This window comes from Desulfosporosinus sp. Tol-M2 (genome assembly GCF_059735615.1).
This window is the reverse complement of the sequence record NZ_JCAIJG010000102.1, coordinates 1-17204: the sequence shown is the minus strand read 5'-3', so window position 1 is coordinate 17204 and position 17204 is coordinate 1. Positions and strand designations below refer to the sequence as shown.

Here is a 17204-nt window from a genome sequence, read left to right as displayed (position 1 = left end):
TTTGATGAATGAAGTGGAGGAGAATGGGAATAATGCATTAATGAATGTAAAAAAAATAGAGTTAAAATTAATGGAGACGAAGAATGAAGGTATTTACACAGTCAATTACGAAAGATAAACCATATAAAGATATTGTCTTGAACCTGGAAGATTTGCTTAGTCATGCCGAAGAAATTGCTCGTTTACATGTGCACTTGGAAATAAGCCATCCAAAACGATCCTTGTTACCTAGGGTTAAGCAAAATATGGAGTTCTTAACCTATGCTTACCGCGAAATTACGGAATATTCAGCGAGAACCCAGGATATTGTGCCGGCTACGGAATGGTTTTTAGACAATTTTTATAGTTTGAAAGACTTAAGAGAGGACATCCTAAAAAGCTTTCCTGATAAATTTGAACGTCAATTGCCACGTAACGCCAGTGGGGATTTTCAAGGATATCCCAGAATTTACGGCTTATTAGTTGAACTCATCGAACATACGGATAGTCAATTGCTAAGTGAAACGCTCAAAGCGTTTATTAACGTTTATCAGGTTCAAGTGCCCTTATCCAGCGGGGAAATATGGGCAATTCCCATTATGTTGAGAATTGTCCTTCTGGAAAATATTCGGAKGTTAACTGAACAAATCCTTTATACTCAAGCGGAAAGAGAAGCTGCGGATCATTGGGTGATGCCCTTATTGGAAGTTGAGCATGGACCGGACGAATGGGAGGAGATAATCAAAACACTCACTGCCCAAGAGGAATACTCATCGGCGTATGCAGAACAGATCCTCAAGAGGCTGAGAGATCTAGGCGTCGACTCTGCACCGCTGTTACACTGGGTCGATCGAGTTGTCGCTAAACAAGATACAACAATTGAAGAATTGGCAAAACTCGAGCGCCAGCGTCAGTCTATGTATCAAGTTTCCATGGGTTATGCGATTTCGAGCATTCGCTTTGTCACAGCTGAAGATTGGCCTCGTTTTTTTGAAGAAGTTAGTTTGGTGGAAAGTGAATTCAGAAAGGATCCAAGTGGTGTTTATTGCAAAATGGACTTTCAGTCACGAGACGCATACCGCCATCAGGTCGAGAAGATCGCTCGACACTTCAAAGTTTCAGAACTGGTCGTTGCTCGGAAAGTGCTATCAAGAGCTGAAAAGGCGTATCAGCAAGGGGAGTCTGTAGCGTCGCATGTGGGTTATGATTTGCTTGGGCCAGGACGGGTTGAGCTTGAACAGGAATTGAAACATGACTATGGCGAGTCCATTGACCTTGGAAGTAAGATTTGTCAAGCGCTTCAACATAGACCTAGTTTATATTATTTTGGAAGTTTGCTTATCGGCGTAGGAGGTCTATGTGTATGGGCGTTATCGTACGTCCTTCACTTTGCTCCCCTCTCCCTGAATTATGTTCTTATAGTTGCAGGACTTTTGTTCTGGGCGAGTAGTTTGATCATTCCCTTAGTGAATTGGGTCTCTTCGCTCCTGTTTCACACCGCTTTCTTACCTAAACTGGATTTAAGGGAAGGGATTCCTCAGGAATTGCGGACCATGGTTACTGTGCCAACGTTATTAACGAGTATTGGCAGAGTAAATGAGTTAATTGGTCAAATTGAAGTTTGTTATCTGGCTAACAAAGATGTTAATTTGCATTTTGCCATCCTGGGAGATTTTGCTGATGCCTCGTCTGAAAAAGTTAAAGGMGATGAGGAGATCATTGCGGCGGCAACTGAGGCAATCAAAACCCTAAATAACAAGTATGGTCAAAGTAGGTTTTACTTATTTCATCGCAAACGGTTCTTTAATGCTCACGAAGGAGTCTGGATGGGGTGGGAGAGAAAACGTGGCAAACTGGTGGAATTTAACTCCCTTTTACTTCAAGAGGGAGCAACTAGTTATGACGTTCAAATTGGTGACTTATCAATCCTGTCAACTTTTCGTTATGTAATTACGCTTGATGCAGATACCATATTACCACAGGGGACGGCTAAACAACTAATAGGAACTCTTGCCCACCCTCTTCATGCTCCGAAGCTAAGTAAGGATGGAGAGCGGGTAGTACAAGGGTATGGGATACTTCAACCGCGTATTGGTGTTTCAGTTCCAAGCGCAAGGGCGTCTAAATTTGCACGGATCTTTTCAGGTAAAGTCGGGGTCGATCCTTATACAGTGGCAGTATCGGATGTTTATCAAGACTTATTTGGCGAAGGGATTTTTACAGGTAAGGGAATCTATGATGTTGCTGTCTTTCATCAGGTCACTGGTAAGGCTTTTCCGGAAAACACTATCCTAAGTCATGATTTGATCGAAGGGTTGTATGCCAGAGCAGGACTTGTAACGGATATCGAACTGATCGATGGGTATCCAGCTAATTATCTTGCATATATGCGTCGGCAGCATCGCTGGGTCAGGGGAGATTGGCAGCTTCTACCTTGGYTRTTYAAATCTATCCCGTTTGTTTCGCGCTGGAAGATTTTTGATAACTTGAGGAGGAGTTTAGAAGCACCTGCTCTCTTATTGTTACTCATCTTAGCTTTCACGGTCCTTTCYGGWGAGCCCTGGATATGGGTGGGGTTAATTTCTCTAAGTATAATCTGGCCTATGGTTTTAAATATGAGCTGCAGACTCTTTAGTAAAGGAGCAGAGCAGGATAACTTGGGTGAAGATATGTTGACCATGTTTATCCAGTTCTCACTTCAGTTTCTGTTTCTTCCGTATCAAGCCTTTGTCATGCTTGATGCTATTATCCGAAGTCTTTATCGACAGTTTCTATCACACCGCTACTTGTTAGAATGGGAAACTGCCGCAGATACGGAGAAACGCTTAGATGTCAGTTACAAGACAATGGCGATTAAGATGTGGTCAGTTATTTTATTTGCCTTGGTGGCGTTATTAACAACTCGTTACTCGTTACCAACGAAGTTTGGGCGATTTTTTCCCTTGGCAATCGTCTGGTTAGTGTCGCCTTGGGCTGCCTATAAAGTAAGTTTGCCCATCCAACCTAAGAAGGCCGTACTCTCATTTTCAGAACAGCAGGCCGTGCGACGTTGGGCAAGAAAAATCTGGGCCTTTTTTGAAGAGTTTGTCGGTAGCGAGGATCACTGGCTTCCTCCGGATAATGTCCAAATTGATCCCCCTAGCGGGATAGCCCATCGAACTTCCCCTACAAATATAGGACTCGCTTTACTGGCAAATTTGGCGGCTCGCGATTTTGGGTACATTACGTTAGCAAAGATGCATGAACGAATTAAGCATACGCTCCAAATTTTAGAGGGGCTCGAACATTGGAAGGGGCATCTTTACAATTGGTACGATACCAAGAACCTTGTGCCCTTAGCGCCCCGCTATGTATCAACTGTGGACAGTGGAAATTTTGTTCTTTATTTGTTGACGTTAAAATCCGGTCTTTATGAGACCTTAAATAAACCTCTGCTGGATCAGGAGTTTGCACGTGGGCTTAAGGATACGTTTGACTTACTAATTGAGGCAGTTGGTAAGGATACATTTGAGGAGCTTGAACATTTTGGGCAAGCGCTGGATCAAGCGCTGGCTTCAGATGAGGCCTGGAATTTTGAGAACTGGACGAATCTATTGTCCCTTTGGCCGAMACTTTCCCGCGAACACAAATTGACCCAAGAGGGGGTTTATTGGGCAAGTCGTCTGGAAATGATGATTCTTATGTTTCGTCAGGAGACACAAGATATTTACCCATGGACCGTCGGCCACTCCCGGATGGAAGCCCAGGCGCTTTTTAACGCGCGCATTTTTAAAACATCAAGTCTCGATGAACTCTCCAAGTGCTATCGGGAAGGACTGGAGGAAATTGCTTTTTCGAACGAAATGAGGGAGATGATTCAGCGAGCGCTCCTGAAGATCGAAAGTTATCAGCAAACGTCCGCCGATCTACAGCAACAGCTTGAGAAGATGGCTTTGGCTACAGATTTCCGCCCGCTGTTTAATGAAACACGCCAGCTCTTTTCGATAGGCTATCGTGTTACTGGATGCATGCTTGATAAGTCCTATTATGACTTGTTGGCTTCAGAGGCGCGTCAGGCAAGTTTCATAGCCATTGCCAAAGGAGATGTGCCCCATAATCATTGGTTCAAGCTCGGACGTTCATTAACCCTGGCGAAAGGAAAACGGAGTTTAGTCTCCTGGAGTGGCACAATGTTTGAATTTTTAATGCCGCTCCTGGTCATGCGAAATTATGAGGGAACTCTTCTCGATGAAACTTATCGTTCTGTAGTCGAGGTGCAAAGGAAATACGGAGAAGAACACAAAGTACCCTGGGGGGTATCAGAGTCCGGGTTCTACGCCTTTGATCCACAGCTCAATTATCAGTATAAAGCCTTTGGTGTTCCAGGACTGGGTCTTAAAAGRGGGTTACTTCAGGATCTTGTGATTGCCCCTTACGCGAGTTTTTTGGCCTTAATGGTTTCTCCGCGAGAAGCATTGGAAAATATTTTAGCAATGGAACAAATGGGTTTTGCGGGACGGTATGGCCTCTATGAAGCGGCGGACTTTACCCCTGAACGTATACCTTGTGGACGCCCATTTATGCTGATCCAGAGTTTTATGACTCATCATCAAGGAATGAGTTTCTTAGCACTTGACAATGTGTTAAATGAAAATATCATGCCCAAGCGTTTCCACAGCGATGCCTTGATTCAGACCACAGAGCTTCTTCTCCAAATACGCTTACCKGAAACCACCCCTGATACCCCTCAATTAGAAGGGGAGCATGTTGTGACAGAACGTCAAGTTAAGAGCGCTGATTTGGAAAAAAACCAGTTGATTATTATGGAGACGGCCAAGAGTCCGATTCCTGTCACGCACTGTATTTCCAATGGGCAATATTCAGTTATGTTGACAAATGCCGGGTCAGGGTTCAGCCGTTTCCAGGAGATTAGTCTCTCTCGTTGGCGCGAAGACGTGACCCAAGATGCCTGGGGGATGTACTTTTATATTCAAAACCTGAATTCCGGTGACGTCTGGTCCGCAACGCACCACCCTTGTCGTGATTCCGGCGAGGATTATAAGGTGACCTATGCTCCTGATAGGGTAGAGTTCTCTCGCAAAGATGGGAACATAACAACCCGTACTGAAGTCGTCATATCCCCAGAAGACCAAGCGGAAATACGCCGTATTTCCTTGACTAATACCAGCAAATACTACCGAACAGTGGAAGTCACAAGCTATTTTGAAGTGGTTTTGGCTAGGTTTAGCGATGATTTAGCACATCCGGCGTTTGGTAATCTCTTTATTCAAACCGAATTTAAGCATGAGGCTTTATTGGCCTCCCGAAGACCACGCAGTAATAAGCAGACTCGGTTATGGCTCATGCACACAGTTGCGACAGAGGGAGAAAAGGTAGGTTCGCTGCAATATGAAACAGACCGTTCACGTTTCATTGGACGGGGGAGAAGCCTGGCCAGGCCGCAAGCGATAGATGCCAATCACCCCTTATCCAATACCGTTGGAGCGGTCCTGGATCCGATGATGAGTTTACGTCAACGGGTTAAGATTCCGCCTGGGCAAACAGTTCGGGTCTCCTTCTCTGTCGGCTACGCGGAGAATCGTGAGGAAATACTTCGTATTGCTGAAAAATACAGAGATCCGCTTTCTGTGAATAGGGCTTTTGAACTGGCCTGGATTCATAGCAAAATGGAGCTTCGTCATTTAAATTTGACGGCAGCACAGGCAAACGAGGGGTTAAGCCTCGGTGGTCATTTGCTATATCTGAGTCCCAGCCGGAGTGAGGTGTCGGAATGCATTAAGGATAATCGAAAAGGACAGTCTTCATTATGGCCTTATGCTATTTCCGGAGACCTGCCCATCGTTCTTGTACGAGTAAATAATGCCGAAAGTTTGGATTTAGTACGCAGACTTTTAATAATCCATGAATACTGGAGACTCAAAGGCTTGTTTGCTGATCTGGTCATTCTTAATGAAGATGAGAGCGGTTATTTTCAGACCTTCCAGGATAACCTACGGGATTTGATTTCCATGGGGCATGCCCGGGATCTCTTAAATCAGTCAGGCGGAGTCTTTCTCTTGCAAAAAGGTCATGTTCTTCAGGAAGATATCCATCTCCTCTGTACCGTGGCCCGAATAATTTTTAATGGAGATGGGGGATCGTGTTCTATTCAAGTACGCAAAAAAAAGAAGTTGAAGACTGGATATGTTGAGCATTGCGAGGCAGACACCCCGGAAAAGGCGTTAGACGAAGTGCGAAGTATGAGGCGCGAGGTACGAACCGGCAGCCCGAAWAGCGAGCAGCCTGCATCGAGGATCGCACTTCGTAAAGAAGCTCTGGAGCGAACGATTACTCATCTGCAGTTTGCGAATGGATACGGTGGATTCAGCGAAGATGGCAAAGAGTATATCATTGACCTGCTGGAAGGTATGAACACGCCTTTGCCCTGGATTAATGTCATTGCCAATCCCAGGTTTGGTTTTCAGGTATCAGAAGTGGGCGCCGGATATACCTGGTCTCTCAATAGTCGGGAGTATAAGCTAACTCCTTGGTCAAATGATCCAATTCTGGATCCTGCCGGGGAAGCCCTGTACCTGTGTGATGAACAAAGCGGTGAATCCTGGTCAGTTACAGCCAGCCCTAAACGTGAAAAGGGTTCATATACCATCCGCCATGGTCAAGGGTATTCAATTTTCGAGCATAGCAGTCATGGTCTGAAGCAATCTTTACGTTTCTTTGTCCCGCTGGACGAGTCAGTAAAGGTCATTGAACTAAAGATTACGAACAATACAAATCATGATTCACGCTTAAGTGCGGTCTACTATGCGGAATGGGTGCTGGGGGTGGATCGTCAGTCAACTGCTCCCTATCTGGTGACAGACTATGATCGAGAACGGGGTATTTTTTATACTCGAAACACGTATCAAGAAGAATTCGCAGGAAGGCTAGGATTTATAACCGCTTATGGAGCTCCCGTGTCAAGTTATACCGGGGATCGTGCTGAATTTATCGGGCGTAACAGGACATTGGAAGATCCCAGGGGGTTAAAGCTGGATCAATTCTCCAAAACAGTTGGCGCCGGGCTTGATCCTTGTGCTGCGCTGCAACTCATATTTTCCGTATCTCCCGGTGAGACCAAGACCATCACTTTCTTACTTGGTGAAACAGAAAACCGTCAAGAGGCGGAGAGACTAATATCCGCTTATGAACAGCCTGAAAAAATTATTGCGGCGTTTGAGGAAGTCAAGAGATATTGGGATGAGTTACTGGGCAACGTTCAAGTATACACACCAGACTCATCGATGAATTTGCTTCTCAATCGCTGGTTACTCTATCAGACAGTAGTCTGCCGCGTCTGGGCCCGATCGGGGTTTTATCAGTCAGGGGGAGCATATGGTTTTAGGGATCAACTGCAAGATGTGATGGCCCTCGTCTACACGACCCCCGAGGTCACTCGCAAACAAATCATTCTCCATTGTGGTCATCAGTTTGTCGAAGGGGATGTGCAGCATTGGTGGCACGCTGAAACGGGAAAAGGGATCCGCACAAAATTCTCAGACGATTTGTTATGGCTGCCTTTCGTAACTGCCCATTATCTGGAACGAACGGGGGACGCATCCCTATTGGATGAAACGAACGTCTTTCTTGAGGCTCAACCTTTGAAAGAAGATGAAGATGAAYGMTATTCGATTCCRAGGATTKCYGAGGAGCAGGGAACKGTGTAYGAACAYTGTATTCGAGCCATCGAGCGKGGKTTAAGTTTTGGCGAWCACGGYTTRCCMCTRATYGGCTCCGGAGACTGGAAYGATGGCTTTAGTCGYATTGGCATYAGGGGAAAAGGAGARAGTGTCTGGCTCGGGTGGTTTTTGTATCWAACGCTAACTCGTTTTGCRAGCATATGTGATGGCCGCCAGGATTTGGAGAGGGGAGCGCGCTATCGCCGGATAGCGGAGGAACTTCAACAAAATATGGAGCTTCATGGCTGGGATGGCGGTTGGTACCGGCGTGCCTATTTTGATGATGGTACGCCCTTAGGATCTTCGCAAAACAGGGAATGTCAAATTGATGCTCTCGCCCAGTCCTGGGCAGTAATTTCTGGGGCAGCCAAGCCAACTCGGGCCCAGGATGCTATGTTAGCCTTAGAACACTATTTATGGCGCAAAGAAGACGGGGTTCTTTTATTGCTTACTCCACCCTTTGACAAGTTCCTGCCCGATCCTGGCTATATTAAAGGTTATGTTCCCGGTGTCCGGGAAAATGCCGGACAGTATACGCACGCAGCATCATGGGCAATTTTGGCATATACAAGTTTGGGTGAAGGGGATAAGGCTGCGGAACTCTTTCAGATGTTAAGCCCCATTAATCATGCTCGTACGGAACATGAGGTGAATCGCTACAAAGCTGAGCCTTATGTTGTTGCGGCTGATGTTTATGCCTCGCATCCCCATATAGGCCGGGGCGGATGGACGTGGTACACCGGAGCGGCCGGGTGGCTGTATCAGGCTGGGTTAGAGGGAATCTTAGGCTTTAAACGTCAAGGAGATAAATTGGTCTTGAAGCCTTGCATTCCCAGCCGCTGGCCGGGCTATCGCTTAACATATCAGTATCAAACGACAAAATATGAGATTATTGTTGAGAATCCAAGGAGCAGAATGACCGGATGTGAAAAGCTCACCTTGGATGACGAAGTATTGCCGGAACCTGAAATTTTGTTAAAGGATGACGGTCAGCTGCATACGGTTCGTTTAATGATGTAGGTAGTCATGCGTCTCTCAGCAACTGTTATAGAATTAGGGGCCTCAGTTGAGGCTCCTTTCGTTGTTAAGATATGGATAGGACTGTATAATGTAAGTAACAATATTAAGATGCAGTGAGTTTTCTCATGAGAGCTTTAGAAAGAGGATGGTTTTATGCAGGAATATGTTCCGAAGCTTATTACTTTAACTTTTATAGTACTTGTTTTTGCCTATGCAATACAATTTTTGAAAAGGCGGTATTTTGATTACCAGTGTGGAAAATGCGATAGAATATTTAATCCGAGAGCTTGGGGATCAATTTTTTCTCTTCAATTAATGGGAATAAGATATATTAAATGTCCTAAATGTAATAAAAGGAGTTGGGTGAAACTAGTTTTGAAAGAATCCAAAAAATAGGCGGGATATAGTTCTTATTCACTTTGAGCCGATCATAAGGCTCTATTTTTTTGCGGGAGGGGAGATGAGGTGAATAATTGACATACATAGAATATCTAGGTATAATAGGAAATATACATAGAAGTATTAGGTATGGTGGGGGGATAGAATGAATGTATCTAAAGACTTAATAGCCGCCTCTGCGACCCCTCTTATTCTGGCGATTCTTAAGGATTGCGACAGTTATGGCTATGCGATTATCAAGCGCGTGAAAGAAATGTCTGAAAATCAACTCATTTGGACGGAAGGTATGCTGTATCCAGTATTACATCGTCTGGAAGAACAGCAGTTAATTGAATCTTACTGGAATAAATCGGAAGCAGGACGGCAGCGTAAATATTACCGGATTAAAGAGATTGGGTTAACCGAGCTGGAACAGCAAAAAAAGCAGTGGGAAATAGTTCATAATGTTCTTGCCAGGACCTGGAATGAAGAAAATAATTCGTAAGGAGGATTATGATGTTTGATTTGGAGACACAGATTCATTCGTGGAGCGATCATTTAAGAGCCTATGGTAATTTGAGCGATAGCGATATTTATGAATTGGAAAATCATTTGCGGGATGAAATCGAGGACTTAATTGCAGCCGGACTCACGCCGGATGAATCATTATTAATTAGTGTCAAACGTTTAGGAAATGTGGAGGCGATCTCACATGAGTTTGCYAAAGTAAATACCGAGAATCTGTGGAAACATCTATTAGTAGAGCCGATAGATTCACCGGCTAAGCAGCAAAATCGGCGCGATATTGCCCTGGTGGTCATATTTGCACTACTTGCAGGAACACTATTCAAAATTCCTGAACTTTTTGGTTTCGGATTACTCGATCAAGACGGTGAACTTAAAATATTCTTCATTAAAAACTTGAGTTTCTTTATTTTACCTTTTATAGCGGCATTTTTCTTGATCAAGAGGAAAGCGGAGTTAAAAACATGGTCTACGATACTGGGGATTTTTATCCTGGCGGCGCTGATTATCAACGCGTACCCATCATTTGATCCCCATCATACAGAATATCTTACCATCTTTCATCTTCCTTTGTTTTTGTGGTTGGTCGTCGGAGCAGCTTATATAGGCAGGGAGTGGCGAGGCAGTCAGGGCAGAATGAATTTTATACGCTTCACAGGTGAAGCCTTTATCTATGGTGTATTAGTCATGGCAGGTGTAATGGTGTTATGCGCATTTACTGCAGTTATTTTCGAAGCCATCCAAATTGACGTCGAAAATTTTCTTTCAGAATATTTACTGATTTATGGAGGTTGTGCGGCAGCCATGATTACCGTTTATTTAGTAGAGGCCAAAAAAAGTGTGGTGGAGAACTTTGCACCCATTTTGGCCAAAATATTCAGCCCGCTCTTCCTGATAACTATGGTTGCTTTCTTAATAGTTATGATTATTACCGGTAATAGTCCATTTATGGAAAGAGATTTCCTAATTGGATTCGATTTAATGCTGGCTTTAGTGCTGGGGTTGGTATTGTACGTTATTTCGGCGCGAGATATTCGTCAGCCGGCCAACCTGTTTGATTACTTGAATCTAACCCTGATCCTAACGGCACTGGTTATCGACGGGATTGCTTTATCGGCCATACTTTTCCGCTTGTCCGCCTTTGGCATTACCCCCAATAAACTGGCCGCGCTGGGGGAGAATTTAGCTTTGCTGGGCAACCTGGCCGGTCTTGCCTGGTTATATATCGGATATTTCAAGAGGAAATTTGATTTCACTAAGCTAATAAAATGGCAGACAGATTATCTCTATGTTTATTTCAGCTGGACAGCAATTGTAGCCTTCATATTTCCGATTATTTTCAGGTTTAGTTAATCCCCTACTTGGGCGGCATCAACCAGAAAAACAAGCAGACAAAGCGCATGCTGTAAAACATTCGCTTTGCCTGCTTGGAAGATTACTTAAACAATAAACTGGAGCTTGGTGATGCTGGTATTTGCTACCTGGTTATTAATACCGGGCACGGGGCATGATCGGCAACCCGGCTGCTTACGCTGCCCAGCAGTACTTCCTTAGCGCCACTAAGCCCGCGGTTGCCTATCACAATTAGGTCATACTGTTCTTCTCTGCTCACTTCAATAATCTTCATGGCTGGATCGCCTGATTCCAGTTTTGTATCTACGGTTATACCCTGTAAATCAATTTTCTTCATTGCCTCAGCCAAGATAGCCTCACCTTGAGCATTGAATTCTTTAATTAGCTGGTTATAGCTTTCAGAGGCATATAAACGAGGCAGGTTAATATAGCTACCCAGAGTGGGGAGAACATGTATAAATGTCACCTGCGAGCCTAAGGCTGCGGCAATTCCCACAGCTTGCTTGGCTGCATCTAAAGAGGGAGCTGATCCATCTAGAGGGACTAAAATTTTTTTGTACATACTTCCATCCTCCTCCTAGTGATAAGTTTTACCTTTTTATATAGTTTTACCTAATATATACTTTTAATATATCTTTTAATGGAACTGCTTGTCAATATAAGATTTAGAATTTTTATAACAATATGATCTGGTTCTGATGAGTGTAGGGCAGTGATCAATACTTCTTTTGCTGACAAAATTGTTCAGGATTATGAATAGTCAAGTTTAAATCACGCCCTCTCCCATAGCTACTTATTATCTGTTGGAGGTTTACTGTTGCGGGGGTAATCCTTGTTCCAACTCCCGTAGCTGCGAACATGGGTCCATGCTTTGTATGCCGGATCATCAGGATTGCGGGATAAGGCTTCATCCTCTTGCAGGTACTTTTTCAGGATGCCCTTCTGTTTGTATAAGAGGCGATCTTTTCCTACGGGACAAACCTTGGTGCAAATCCCACAGGGGGACACTTTATCGGTATCTAGTTCGATATGCCTGTCTATGCAGGCCATTATATCATAGTTCTGCATAACTTGATCTTCGCGTAAAGGCAGGGCATTTACCGGGCAACATTTGGCACAGGCCTCACAATTAATGCATAAATCCTCCTCTATTACTGGGTCAGGTTCCAGGATGGCAGCAGTGAATACGGACACGAAACGTACCCGGGGTCCGAATTCAGGGGTAAGGAGACAATTACTGAGACCAATTGTTCCCAGTCCCGCGTATTTGGCAGCCATAACATGGCTAAAAGCCGCCTGGGGTCTATCCTTCAATAAGCGCAGGCTGGCAAATCCATCTCGAGTAAAGAAGTAAGCTGCTTGACCTTGTCGATTCAGAAAACGAACCAGATTAAAGGCCAGGTCATCCAGTGTTCGGTTCGCGGCAACGTAGGTCTCCTTATGCAAGAAAGATGGAGTTGTTTCCACGATCGGCAAGGGCATCGAAACCCCGATTACAATTACGGAATGAGCTGGTTCCCATAAAGACTGAGGTCTAAAGTAGGAAGGAACCTCGTTATATTCATTCCAGCGTGCAACCGGAGCAAAGCCAATAATATCTGCACCCGCATCCAGGCAAAATTGCTTAATCCGAAGCTTAAGTTCAACATCTGATCCCATAGCTTACATCCTTTCATTACGGCAAGATAGTTAGATCCGGTTAAAATTCTATAATTAAATTACATCAGTATTTAGGCTGTACGATTCATAATCTCAGTATTCAGGCTGTGCGATTCATAATCTTAATGCTATCATAATAATATGGGTAATTACAATGATGCTTCTAACATAGCTAACATAGGGCTGTTTAATTCTGTAGGTCAATGACAGAGCTTGTTCTTTTGAGCATGCTCCTCTGATGGAATGGAGTGCGAGTCTCCACGGAAGTTACTTTTTTCTGGTATGTAGCGATTTGTTCAGATTTTTATAACCAGGTAGTCGAGCTATTATTGCCACGTGATACACGTGATAAAGGAAGGATTGAGCAGATGCAAACACAAGATGTAATCATTAAAGTCGTTAAATTGGACAGCTCAGCAAAATTACCACAATTCGCCCATGAGGAAGACGCTGGAATGGACCTATTTTCTATAGAGGAAAAGGTTATCATGCCAGGTGATTCGGCTTTGATACGAACGGGAATTAAAGTTGAATTACCACCTTATACAGAAGCACAAATTAGACCGAGAAGCGGCTTGGCATTAAAAAATTCTATAACTGTGTTAAATACCCCTGGAACCATTGACCAAGGTTACAGGGGTGAAATCCGTATTATTCTCATAAATCACGGCAAAAATGAGTTTGTAGTTGAGAGACAGATGAAAATAGCGCAAATGGTGGTCAAACCATTATTAAAAGTTTCGGTAGTAGAAGCTACTGATTTAACCGAATCAGATAGATCAGACGGTGGTTTCGGCTCGACAGGATAAAGAAAACTTCGTTCAGGGAGGACTCAAATGCTTTTCGCAGATTTGCATGTACATATAGGGCAGAGTTTAGATGGAAAATACGTTAAAATAACCGGAGCAAAAACATTAACATTACCTAATATCCTCAAAGTTGCCAGGAATGTGAAAGGTCTTTCCCTCATCGGGGTTATCGATTCGCATTCAACCGGAGTTCAAGAAGACTTCAAGACGTTGCTCACCACTGGTGATCTACGTCTTTTATCGGCAGGAGGGTATGCTGCCCACGGATTAACTCTGATTCCCGGACATGAAATAGAATTACAGGTCGGAGAGGGGAATGCCCACTTTTTGGCTTATTTTCCATCCATAGAGCAGGTTCAAAAGTACGTTAAGGCCTTAAAACCAACAATTAGAAATTGGCAGCTGAGTACCCAGAAAGGGTTTCTTCCTTTCGACTTATGGCTTGAGGCGGTAAGGAAAGCCGAGGGGATCTGGTTTCCGGCGCATGTTTTTACCCCCCATAAGGGAATTTATGGGAATTGCTGCAGTCGTTTAAGTGACGTATTAGCGGTAGCGCCTAAAGCCATAGAAATTGGGCTCAGTGCTGATCGAGGTATGGCAGAGAGTATCGGAGAACTGGAGACTTGTGTGATGTTCAGCAATTCAGATGCCCACTCTTTGTCTAATATTGCCCGGGAGTATAATACCTTTGAACAAGTAGACCCCTCTTTCGGAGGGCTGTTGAATTTAATTGAACATAAAAATAAACAAGCTGTTCGAAATTATGGTTTGCCCCCAAAGATAGGAAAGTATCATCGTTCGTATTGCCTAAGTTGTGAGCAAATCATAAAGGCCGCCGCGCCACAACTGACGTGCCTGGATTGTGGGAGTAAGCATGTTGTGATGGGTGTCTTGGATCGTCTGGTGAGTATTGCGGACCGTCCGATGGGCATATACAACGATTCAACGTATGTCCATCAGGTTCCACTCCGACAACTTCCCGGTATTGGGCCTAAAATGTATGAAAGATTATTGAAGGAATTCGGGACGGAAATGGCCGTACTTCATCACGTTCCCGCAGAAGCGCTGCAGCGTGTTGCCGGAGAAAAGGTGGCAGTTTGGATTATCAAAGACCGTCGCGGTGAATTAAATGTGGAAGCTGGCGGAGGGGGTGTATTTGGTAGAGTTGTGGACTTATTGACATGAGGAAGGGTGTACCGGCGGCTTGGTAAAGAGGAACTGAGGCAGTTGCTAAAATCAATTTATTACTGAGTACGAACCGTCATCGAACGTGGTTTTAATTTTAGTAATTATCTCTTCCGGTTTCAAATTATTTTCTTCCATGGATTTAATGAAGGCCAGTGTATAAGATACTACTCCTTGAAACCCTGCGGCAAATGATTCAATATCAACATTAATGTCAATTCCATTTGCGCTAATGAGCTCCTCTACCCCTTCGAGTAGTTGTTGGAATAAGATTCCACGATTATTATTTAATATCATAAAATCTCTCCTTTTCGGCTAGACCGATACTGTCGGCGTTTTCTATTTTGCATTAACCTAAGTGAGATAGTTTATTCTACAACGAGGTGAACCATGAAATTTATGACAATCCCGATGCAAATATACGGACTTATTTGGCATAAAATGTTATGGGGGATAGTAGTCATACGGAATATATGGGTTTAGGTTATTTTTATTTAATAATTAAAATTGAAAAATAACTCCTCGATCATAGCGAAAAATCCGCAGTAAGATGAGCTAACGTTCTGACGATTATTCAATGGTATCGCCGGTCGAGCGAACTGGGGTCTTTTATGATCAGCCAAATTAAGATAGCCTGAATTCTTCAATACAGTATATGCAAATATGATTCTAGTGCAAAAACCCCTAATAATTAGTGCCTAAAACCGAATACCCCCCTTCAGACGCTAAATATGGTATAATATGAAGTATAAGGAAGATATTCAGATTATTGTTGCTGTAATTGCGTTAGATGGGGGTATGCACCTTGTTTAAGGAAAATATCGTTCATAATCAGACATCGTTGTTCAATTCGACTGGCTTGATGAGTGAAGGCGTTAAGAAGAAGTTGGAAAAATCATGGGCGCCCATTTTCTATGATCATATTTTCAGCAAAATAGACGAAAAGCCTTTTGCTGTGATGTACAGCGATACCGGTCGCCCGAATTTTCCCGTCAACATATTGCTCTCCCTCGAGTACATTAAGCATTTTCAAAACTACACTGATGATGAGCTAGTAGAAAACTTCAATTTTAATTACCTGCTAAACTACGCTGTTGGTATCAGAACTCTCGGAGAAACAAACCTGGCGGAAAGAACTCTCTATGAATTCAGAAGCCGAATTTACAAATACACTCGAGAGCACTTAGGAGAAGACGATCTAATATTCGGTCAGTTTCTCAAATTATTAGATGAATTTGCTGCAGTAGCCGGAATATCTGACAAGTTGCAGCGAATGGATTCAACGATGTTCATGTCGAACATTAAAAAGAGCGGGCGCTTGGCATTGGCCTATGACGTACTTGTAAATGCTGTGAAGGCTATACCAGAAGAACTTTGTTCTTCGTCTTTAAAAGAAGTTCTGACGTCTGAATTTAAAACCAATACTCTATACCGTGTCAAAATAAATGAAACAGAGAGTAAATTCGAAAACATCTTAAATCTAAGCCGCGAGGCCAGTGAAACCTTAAAAGGCCTAAACCAAGAGAAAGAAATTGACGCGTTTAGAATTATCAACCGATTTCTTTCCGAACAAGCAGAATATGACCAAGAAACTGACCGACTGACAGCAAAGGATAAGAAGAATATTTCAGCATCATCTTTGCAATCAGCCTATGATGAAGATGCAACATTTCGTAATAAAGCTGGGAAAAGTCAAAGCGGGTACGTAGCTAACCTTTCGGAAACCTGCTCAAAAGAAAATCCATTCCAGCTCATCACCGACTACAAAGTGGCCGCCAACATCACCAGTGACGTCGAACTTATTAAGAAAAGGCTTCCGGAACTCAAAAACAACACCGACTGTGAAGAGCTTTATGTCGACGGAGGTTATTATTCTCAAGAAGCTGCAGGCAGCGATGAAGAGCATGGCGTTAAGATCAACTTCAYTGATATGACTGGAAAAACACCAAAAGATAAAATAGGAGCCTGTGAATTTAAACTTGATGATGAGAAATTCATCGAAAGTTGTCCCAATGGGATCAACCCCATACGCAGCGCAGAAAAGGATGGTCAGATTGTGGCCCACTTTGGATTAGAAGCCTGTGATAACTGCGAGCTGTTAGATCAGTGCCCTGTCAAAAAACAAAAGAAGAGCTATGTTGTCCGTTTCAGCCAGAAGGTACTTACTGCATCCAAGCAGCGCAAAATGATAGCTGAAAACTATAAAAGCAATTGTAGTATGAGGGCTGGTATTGAGGGTACCAATTCAGCCCTAAAGCGAAGGCATGGAATGAGCAAACTCAGGGTTCGCGGATTAGCCAAGTCTCAAGTTGAAGTCGGACTAAAGGTGACTGCTCAAAACTTCAGGAGGTTGTGCACGTATTTATTGCAAACCGCTAAAAAGCTGAATGAACCCTACAGAGGGGTTGCTCTGCCCTAAAACATGAAAATCGAACCTAGGGCTGAGAATACGGGCCATTGCAAGGTGAGAATAGCCCATTTTGAGGACAAATACACCGTTACTTACCAATAAATGGCTACTGTCGTGATTAGGGAACTAAATAGCGTTGCTATATTACGATTTTTGCACCAGAATCAAATA

The 17204-nt window shown here is 43.6% G+C and carries 9 protein-coding genes; 6 read left to right on the top strand and 3 right to left on the bottom strand.

Translation table 11 applies throughout. The features are described 5' to 3' along the window. Positions 1–83: 83 nt before the first annotated feature. From AC6I5A_RS07080 to AC6I5A_RS07070, 3 genes are all read left to right on the top strand, one after another. On the top strand, positions 84–8714 hold the full coding sequence (locus tag AC6I5A_RS07080) for a GH36-type glycosyl hydrolase domain-containing protein (RefSeq protein WP_034613514.1): 8631 nt from the start codon (positions 84–86) through the stop codon (positions 8712–8714). A 544-nt stretch (positions 8715–9258) separates the two neighbouring features. Further along, on the top strand, positions 9259–9597 hold the full coding sequence (locus AC6I5A_RS07075; protein WP_034613510.1) for a PadR family transcriptional regulator: 339 nt from the start codon (positions 9259–9261) through the stop codon (positions 9595–9597). Between the two features lie 8 nt (positions 9598–9605). Then, a complete protein-coding gene (locus tag AC6I5A_RS07070) occupies positions 9606–10970 on the top strand; it encodes a permease prefix domain 1-containing protein (protein ID WP_497900569.1) in 1365 nt (454 codons plus the stop codon). A gap of 124 nt (positions 10971–11094) precedes the next feature. Here AC6I5A_RS07070 and AC6I5A_RS07065 read toward each other — a convergent pair whose 3' ends face one another. Both AC6I5A_RS07065 and AC6I5A_RS07060 read right to left on the bottom strand, forming a co-directional pair. Further along, on the bottom strand, positions 11095–11532 hold the full coding sequence (locus AC6I5A_RS07065; protein ID WP_034613505.1) for a universal stress protein: 438 nt from the start codon (positions 11530–11532) through the stop codon (positions 11095–11097). 227 nt (positions 11533–11759) lie between these two features. Beyond that, a complete protein-coding gene (locus AC6I5A_RS07060) occupies positions 11760–12629 on the bottom strand; it encodes a 4Fe-4S dicluster domain-containing protein (RefSeq protein WP_034613502.1) in 870 nt (289 codons plus the stop codon). Between the two features lie 368 nt (positions 12630–12997). Here AC6I5A_RS07060 and dut point away from each other — a divergent pair, with 368 nt between their 5' ends. After that, positions 12998–13438, top strand: coding sequence for a dUTP diphosphatase (gene dut, locus AC6I5A_RS07055; protein WP_034613500.1), 441 nt, complete (start codon positions 12998–13000; stop codon positions 13436–13438). Between the two features lie 27 nt (positions 13439–13465). After that, positions 13466–14623: an endonuclease Q family protein gene (locus AC6I5A_RS07050; RefSeq protein ID WP_034613496.1), complete on the top strand. Its 1158-nt coding sequence runs from the start codon at positions 13466–13468 to the stop codon at positions 14621–14623. Positions 14624–14674: 51 nt separating this feature from the next. On the opposite strand, the gene AC6I5A_RS07045 is transcribed toward AC6I5A_RS07050, so the two are convergent. After that, positions 14675–14920, bottom strand: a complete 246-nt coding sequence (locus AC6I5A_RS07045; protein WP_034613494.1) for a hypothetical protein — start codon at positions 14918–14920, stop codon at positions 14675–14677. 508 nt (positions 14921–15428) lie between these two features. Here AC6I5A_RS07045 and AC6I5A_RS07040 point away from each other — a divergent pair. Continuing rightward, on the top strand, positions 15429–17042 hold the full coding sequence (locus tag AC6I5A_RS07040) for a DDE transposase (protein WP_034613491.1): 1614 nt from the start codon (positions 15429–15431) through the stop codon (positions 17040–17042). The last annotated feature ends 162 nt before the right edge of the window (positions 17043–17204 follow it).